This window comes from Actinocrinis sp. (assembly GCF_035605935.1).
In the GTDB taxonomy this organism is placed as follows: domain Bacteria; phylum Actinomycetota; class Actinomycetes; order Streptomycetales; family Catenulisporaceae; genus Actinocrinis.
Map to the genome: position 1 here is coordinate 1 of NZ_DATNGK010000183.1, position 6,282 is coordinate 6,282.

The following is a 6,282-nucleotide window of genomic DNA, read 5'->3' on the forward strand; positions in this document are numbered from 1 at the left end:
CACCCGCCCCCAAACCTGGATCTCAGGCCCCTCCGCCACCAGCGACATCGAACTCAACAGAATCGAAGGCGTCCACGGACCCCGCCACCTCGACGTCATCATCACCACAGACCCCTGACAAAAACTGACCCCTGACAAACCCGTGCCCGGCCAGCGCGCTAACGCGAGTGGTACCCCGGCGGCGGAGGCGGCCGGGGCACCACGTCTGGGTGCGCTCGTTAGCTAGCCGAGGGAGCAGGTAGCGCCGTTCAGCGTGAACAGAGTCGGGCTGGCGTCATTGCTCGCCCAGCTTCCGTTGAAGCCCAACGAGGTATTGCCGCCGGCCGGGATGGCAGCGTTATACGACAGGTTGGTTGCGCGCACTGAGGATCCGCTCTGCGTCACCGTCGCGTTCCACGCATTGGTCACCTTGGTATCGCCGGGGAACGTGAACGCGAGCGTCCAGCCGCTGACCGCCGTGCTGCCGGTGTTCGTGATCGTGACGTTCCCGGTCAGACCGCCTGGCCACTCGGTCTTGGTGTAGCTGACCTTGCAGCTTCCCGATCCACCGCCCGGCGTGGAACTGGGCGAGGCACTCGGCGAGTGCGATGGGGACGCGGTCGGCGCGGCTGACGGCGATGTCGTCCGCGAGGCGGAGGGGCTGGGGCTACCGCCGCTGCCCGGATGCAGCTGCACAACAACAATCGAATACGCGGGCACCGTTTGGCTGCTCGCGCTGCCCGTCGTCGCCGAGCCGATCGATGTGGCGTTCTTCAGGTACGAATATACCGTCGGCGCCGCGGATGACGGCGTGAAACCGTTGTAGGACAACGAGACCGTGGCGTCGTTGTTCGGGTCCTTGTTGATGAGCATGACGTCCACGTCGCCATTGGCGCGCTTGACCGCGTGCGCCGAGAGCAGCGAGGTGGAACTGCCGGCCGCCACCAGCGTGTCACCCGCCGATCCCAGCCTGCTGATCATCTCCGCGCCGTAGTACGCCGGGAACGGGGTGTCCTGCGCCGGCTCGCAGGAGTTGCCGGAGCCGCTGGAGAGCATGCCGCCGTCGTTGTAGTCGGTGGCGCCGTCGACCGTGGTCACCGAACTGCAATCGGTGCCGTTGTGCATGTCCCACCAGTCCAGCGTGAACGCGCCGTTCTCCATCCAGGTCAGGTACTCGTCGGGCGCGAACAAGCCATTGGGCGCAGTGTCCTTGTACGCGTTCGCGTTGGCCTCGGTCACCGCGATCCCGACGTTCGGCGCGTTGCTGCCCGCGTACTGGTTGATCAGGGATCGCAAGGTGCTGGCCATGCCGGGGATGTCGGCCTGCGGCTTGCCGAGCAGGTCGGCCTCGCTGGTCGAGTTCGGGTAGTGGTGCACGATGACGAAGTCGATCTTCGGGCCGGCGATGGACAGGACCGTGTGATTCCAATCCATCGTGTCACCGGTGCCCACGATGCCGTCCGGCCAGTAACCCGGCGTGGTGAGCACCGCGCCGATCTTGATGCTCGGATCGACGGCCTTCATCGCGGAAATGTATTGCAGCAGGTTGGTCGCGTACGTCGTCGCGCTGTGGCTCGAGTGGGTGTCGGTCTCCCAGGTGGCGCCGTACTCGCCGTTGCCGTAGACCTCGTTTCCGATCTCCCAGTACTTCGCGCCGTAGCCCTTGGTGACATTCGCGTACTGGACCCACGCGGCGGCTTCCTGCGGGGTTCCGGAGCCATAGTTCGCGGTCAGGATCGGTTGCGCTCCTGCCGCGCGTACGGTCGCCATGTAGGTGTCGAAGTCGGTATTCGGCGCGACGTAGCCGCCGGTGACGGTGTTGGTCTGCCAGTTGTAGCCGTCCGCGTATCCGCCGCCCGGATAGCGCACCGCCCCGAATCCGCCGGACTTCAGCAGGCCGGGGATGGTCGAGCCGTTCATATCAGAGTCGTAGACGGCGACGTTGATGCCGACGCCGGTGGACGGAATGGTCGCGAGCGCTTGACCGGCGTTGATCGTGACAGTCGCGGTGGTGGCGGCTGACGCGGGTTGGGTGGCTACCGCGATCGCACCTACGGCTGCCAGTGGTATGGCTGCGGCCAGCCCGGCTAACCGGAACCGGCGCGCGTGAGCGAGTCTTCGCATGGGCATCTCCAGACAACAGTGTCTTCAGAAACCGCCCGGCAGGCGCAGAGAGTTTCGTAGGGTCTCGCCGGATAGTTTCTCGCGGAGGTTAGCCAGCGTGGGTCCGGAGGTCAACGGTCGCCGGAGTCGGTCGCGTCGAGGCAGGCCAGAGGCATACGGGAGAACACGTAAGTTTCCGCGCCCGTCGCCACCGGGACTCAGAGCTGCACCGACGTCGGACCTGAGGCGGCGTCAGTTCTTAAGCCGTGTTGGTTCTTGCCAGCGTCAATCAGTCCTGAGGCGGCGTCAGTCCTTCGGCGGCGCCGTGCTCGCCCGGACGGTCAACGTCGTGGCGATCTCCAGCCCGGCCTGCGGCGCCGCTTCGCCCCGGCCGAGCGCCAGGGCCAGCTCGGTCGCCGCCACCGCCATCTCGGTCAGCGGCTGGTGCACCGTCGTCAGCGGCGGATCCACCCAGGCCACCACCGGCAAATCGTCGAAGCCGACCACACTAAGATCGTCGGGGATGCGCAGGCCGGCCTCCCGAGCCGCCTGGTACACCCCGAGCGCTTGGAGATCGTTCGAGGCGAAGATCGCAGTCGGTCGCTCCGGCAGCGCGAGCAGCGTTCGCGCGGCCTCGGCGCCGTCCTCCCGGGTCAGCTCGGCGTGCGCGATCAGCTGCGGATCGGCCGCCAGCCCCGCCGCCGAGAGCGCGGAGCGGTAGCCGTCAAGCCTGGCCGCGCAGCACAGCACGAAGTCCGGGCCCGCGACCATCCCGATGCGCCGATGTCCGAGCTCGACCAGATGCCTGGTCGCGGCCCGGCCGCCGGACCAGTTCGTCGCGCCGACGAACGGCACATCGTCAGGCAGCTCGGTGGTTGGATCGAAGACGACGAACGGGATGCCTTTCGCGGTCAGCTCGGCCCGCTCAGCAGCCGAGAGCTGCGCCACGGACAGCACGCAGTTCGGTCGGCGCGACACCGTGTCATCCCAGCCCGGTGCCGCGTCGTGCAGACCGAACTCGGAGACCATCACGCCGACCCGGTGCTTGCGGGCCGCCCGCTCCACGCCGCGGATGATCTCCACTGCCCACATGCTCTCCAGCTCGCGGAAGACCAGTTCGACGACGTTGCTGCGGTTCGAGCCGGACGGCTTGCGGTAGCCGTGCCGGTTGATCAGCTCCTCGATCAGCGCCCGCTTCTGCGCGGACACCCCCGACTTGCCGTTGAGCACCTTCGAGACGGTCGGCACCGACACCCCGGCCGACTGCGCGATGTACGCGATCGTCACCGGCCCCCTCGGCTCGCCGCCCGCGGGCTCCTGGTCCCGTTCCTGATCGGCAGCGCCGCCAGATCCGTCGTCGTTGTCCGTCAAGATCGCCCTCCCGGCCCGGTGGTATTCGATCCCGTTCGATGTTACGTTCTCCCGCGCGCCCAGCGAAAGTTTCTCGCCGATTGCCTTTGGAAGGCGCGCTCTGAAGAGTTTCGCACGGTTCCGGCGCCACGAGCGCCGATCAGGCTGGCAGCGGCGGTGGGCCGCCGCACGCCTACCTGCCGCGCATCACTCAGCTGCGCATCACTCAGCCGAAAGCGCTTCCACCGCCGCGGCCTCAGCCTCCTGAGTCGCGGCCCAGGAGGCGAGCAGCCGCAGTGCCTGCTCCGAGGGCGAGCCGGGCTCCGCGGCGTAGACAGTCAGAGTGAGGCCGGGCTCCGCGACCATCTCCAGGCCCTCATACGCGAGGGTGAGTTCGCCGACCACCGGGTGATGGAAACGCTTGGCCCCGGCGCCGTGTTGCCGCACGTCATGCGCGCCCCACCGCTTGCGGAACTCCTCGCTGAGCGTGGACAGCTCGCCGATCAGGTCGTGCAGGTCCTTGTCGTGCGGGTTGCGGCCGGCCTCCGTGCGCAGGATCGCCACGGTGATCTCGGCGGCCTGATCCCAGTCCGGGTAGAACCGGTACGCGGCCCGGTCGAGGAACGTGAAGCGGGCAAGGTTCGGCGGACGCTGCGGGTCGGCATAAACGTCGTGATAGAAGGCACGCGCCAGGCGGTTCGCGGCAAGCAGGTCCAGCCGGCCGTTGCGCACAAACGCCGGACCGTCGCAGATCGAGTCCAGGATCCACTGCAGGCCCGGTCGCGTCTTCCACTGCTTTGCGGCGCGACGGCGCGGCCGCTCCAGCGCGCTCGTGCCGTCGGCTGCTTTTGCCAGGTCGAACAGGTGCGCCCGCTCGGCGTCGTCCAAATGCAGGGCGCGCGCGATCGCGTCCAGCACACTGGCCGATACCCCGGCGATGGACCCGCGTTCCAGCTTCGAGTAGTACTCGATGCTCACGCCGGCCAGCGCGGCGACTTCGCTGCGCCGCAGTCCCGGGACCCGGCGGTTGGATCCGGCGGGCAGCCCGGCCTGCTCAGGGGTGATCTTGGCTCGCCGCGAGATCAAGAACTCGCGGACTTCGGCGCGATTGTCCACACCATGACCGTACGCCGCGCCCGCCTCGCCAGGGATGCCCTGCCAGTACACCTTTCAACAGAGACTCCCTGGCCGGGGATGAACCCGGTTTGCTGGGTAGCGGTGGACGAGCAGAGGCGGTCGCGCTGACTGTGGCCGATGTCCCGCACTCAGGGACACGGCAACCCGTCCGGGTCTCCCGGGCGGCACCGTGGCCAGTCTGCCCACAGGCTCAAAGCAAAAAGGAGGACGAAAATGCGCGGTGTAGTGATGCACGCTCCCGGTGACGTTCGGGTCGAGGACCGCGAATACCCGGCGATCGCCGCCCCGAGCGATGCGATTATCCGCCTGGCGGCGACTTGTGTGTGCGGTTCGGACCTATGGCCCTATCGCGGTATCGAGCCGGTGGACGAGCCGCGGCCGATGGGCCATGAGTACGTCGGCATCGTCGAAGAGGTCGGCGACGAGGTGAACTCGATCAAGCCGGGCCAGTTCGTGATCGGCTCGTTCTTCGCCTCGGACAACACCTGCGAGATCTGCCGCGCCGGCTACCAGACTTCGTGCGTGCACCGCGAGCCCGCCGCCCCGGGCGGCGCCCAGGCGCAGTACCTGCGTGTTCCGCTCGCCGACGGCACCCTGGTGGCCACGCCCGACGTGCCTTCCGCCGACCTGATCCCGAGCTTCCTGGCCGCCTCCGACGTGCTGGGTACCGGTTGGTTCGGCGCGGCGGCCGCGCAGGCGGGACCGGGCAAGACGGTCGCGGTCGTCGGCGACGGCGCGGTCGGCCTGCTCGCCGTGCTCGCGGCCAAGCAACTCGGCGCCGAGCGCATCATCGCGATGAGCCGGCACGAGTCGCGGCAGAAGCTCGCCCTCGAGTACGGCGCCACCGACATCGTCACCGAGCGCGGCGACAAGGGCGTGGCGCGCATCAAGGAACTGACCGGCGGACTCGGCGCGCACTCGGTCGTCGAAGCGGTCGGCACGCAGGAGTCGATGATGCAGGCGATCCGCTCGACTCGCCCCGGCGGACACGTCGGATACGTCGGCGTCTCACACGGTGTCGCGCTCGACGGTCAGGACTTGTTCTTCTCGCACGTGCACCTGCACGGCGGTCCGGCCCCGGTGCGCCAGTACCTGCCCACCTTGATCGAGCTGATCTGGAGCCGGAGCATCGATCCCGGAAAGGTCTTCGACCTCGAACTTCCGCTCGACGAGGCCGCCGAGGCGTATCGCGCCATGGACGAGCGCCGCGCCATCAAGGTGCTTCTGCAGCCGTAAGCCTGCCGTCATCCGGTGACCGCCGCCGCCGCAAGGAGAATCAGAATGGACGTGCGTGACTCTCAGCCCACTGCCAAGGGACCGGAGCAGTGGTTCACCGGTGACGTCTTCTTCGACGTCATCGCCAGAGGCGAAGAACCCTCACGCGTGCGTGTGAACACCGTCCGCTTCGCTCCCTGCGCTCGCACCGCCTGGCACACCCACGCGGTGGGACAGACCCTGCACGTGACCGAGGGCATCGGCTTGGTGCAAGCGCGCGGCGGAAAGGTCATCGTGATGAAGCCGGGTGACACGGTCTACACGCCGCCCGGCGAATGGCACTGGCACGGCGCCGCCCCCGACAGGTTCATGACCCATCTGGCGATCTGGGAGAGCCCGGGGCCTGATGCCGGGGACGAGACGACCTGGGGCGAGCACGTCACCGATGAGGAATACGGAGCAGCGCGATGAGCATGCCGAAGCCGGCCGCCGACTAAG

At 68.0% G+C, this 6,282-nt stretch carries 6 protein-coding genes; 3 read left to right on the plus strand and 3 right to left on the minus strand.

Annotated elements, in window-relative coordinates; genetic code table 11:
* The coding region (locus VN779_RS14820) for an LUD domain-containing protein (protein ID WP_349260797.1) at window positions 1–118 on the plus strand (118 nt) is incomplete at its 5' end.
* A 104-nt stretch (window positions 119–222) separates the two neighbouring features.
* Here VN779_RS14820 and VN779_RS14825 read toward each other — a convergent pair.
* The 3 genes from VN779_RS14825 to VN779_RS14835 all read right to left on the minus strand — a co-directional run bounded on the left by VN779_RS14825 (window position 223) and on the right by VN779_RS14835 (window position 4,548).
* Window positions 223–2,103 (minus strand): cellulose binding domain-containing protein, encoded by a 1,881-nt coding sequence (locus tag VN779_RS14825; protein ID WP_325723576.1) that lies wholly within the window; start codon window positions 2,101–2,103, stop codon window positions 223–225.
* Window positions 2,104–2,388: 285 nt separating this feature from the next.
* Complete coding sequence (locus VN779_RS14830) at window positions 2,389–3,453, minus strand: LacI family DNA-binding transcriptional regulator (protein ID WP_325723578.1); 1,065 nt, start codon at window positions 3,451–3,453, stop codon at window positions 2,389–2,391.
* Between the two features lie 201 nt (window positions 3,454–3,654).
* Entirely contained in the window at window positions 3,655–4,548 is an 894-nt protein-coding gene (locus tag VN779_RS14835; RefSeq protein WP_325723580.1) for a helix-turn-helix transcriptional regulator, read from the minus strand.
* A 234-nt stretch (window positions 4,549–4,782) separates the two neighbouring features.
* Here VN779_RS14835 and VN779_RS14840 point away from each other — a divergent pair, with 234 nt between their 5' ends.
* Window positions 4,783–5,805 (plus strand): zinc-dependent alcohol dehydrogenase family protein, encoded by a 1,023-nt coding sequence (locus VN779_RS14840; RefSeq protein WP_325723582.1) that lies wholly within the window; start codon window positions 4,783–4,785, stop codon window positions 5,803–5,805.
* 45 nt (window positions 5,806–5,850) lie between these two features.
* Window positions 5,851–6,255 carry a (R)-mandelonitrile lyase gene (locus VN779_RS14845; protein WP_325723584.1) on the plus strand — a complete coding sequence of 135 codons (405 nt, stop codon included), beginning with the start codon at window positions 5,851–5,853 and terminating at the stop codon, window positions 6,253–6,255.
* Window positions 6,256–6,282: the final 27 nt, after the last annotated feature.

Bases quoted from the DNA above. Each gene is read 5' to 3' on its own strand.
- VN779_RS14825 (WP_325723576.1), bottom strand. From the start codon at position 2,103: ATGCGAAGACTCGCTCACGCGCGCCGGTTCCGGTTAGCCGGGCTGGCC.
- VN779_RS14840 (WP_325723582.1), top strand. From the start codon at position 4,783: ATGCGCGGTGTAGTGATGCACGCTCCCGGTGACGTTCGGGTCGAGGAC.
- VN779_RS14845 (WP_325723584.1), top strand. From the start codon at position 5,851: ATGGACGTGCGTGACTCTCAGCCCACTGCCAAGGGACCGGAGCAGTGG.